This is a genomic window from Mesorhizobium sp. M7A.F.Ca.CA.002.15.2.1 (assembly GCF_003998715.1).
In the GTDB taxonomy this organism is placed as follows: domain Bacteria; phylum Pseudomonadota; class Alphaproteobacteria; order Rhizobiales; family Rhizobiaceae; genus Mesorhizobium; species Mesorhizobium ciceri.
The window spans coordinates 1-535 of sequence record NZ_RZPI01001234.1 but is presented as its reverse complement, the minus strand read 5'-3'; the positions used below and the strand labels follow the sequence as shown (position 1 = coordinate 535).

Sequence of the window (535 nt, the reverse complement as noted above, 5' to 3'; positions counted from 1 at the left end):
CTCCTCAAGCGCGCCGCCGAAGCCTTGCAGGCCGGGTAGATCAGGCCGCGTCGCGGGTCTTTTCGATGCGCGAACGGATCGCCTCGATCATCGTCTCGCGGATGACCGTCTCACCATGTGTCTCGCGCATGTGCTCGACGGCACGGCGCATGACCTCGGCTTCCTCGTCGGCACGTGTGTGCCAGTCACAGCCGGGCACGAGCGACCCGCAGTGAAATTCCTTCATGAGATTTCTCCTTTTCTCCGTGGAGCCTGGTCGAGGCTCCGGCACTTTTTTGGCCCATGTCCGGTTCCAGGGTTGAAACCGCGGACCGCGAACGGGTGAGAAGCATAACACAGATGGGGTGGTATTGGTTGCCGTCAACGGCAAAAGGGCGGAGCAGCATCGCTCCGCCCTCGTCTCGTCCCGTTTTGGCGGGCAGGCCTTCACTTGGCGATCTTGACAGCCTCGGCAATCTTTTTCTTGCCGCTCATGTCCCATGAGACACGGACCTTTTCACCGACCTGCAGGCCAGGATCCTTGAAGGTCTTGGGA

General features: G+C 60.9%; 1 protein-coding gene. It reads right to left on the bottom strand.

Features of this window, described 5'->3' with window-relative positions; all coding sequences use genetic code 11:
• Positions 1–40: 40 nt before the first annotated feature.
• Complete coding sequence (locus ENZ74_RS33850; protein ID WP_013529972.1) at positions 41–226, bottom strand: DUF1059 domain-containing protein; 186 nt, start codon at positions 224–226, stop codon at positions 41–43.
• Between the last annotated feature and the right edge of the window lie 309 nt (positions 227–535).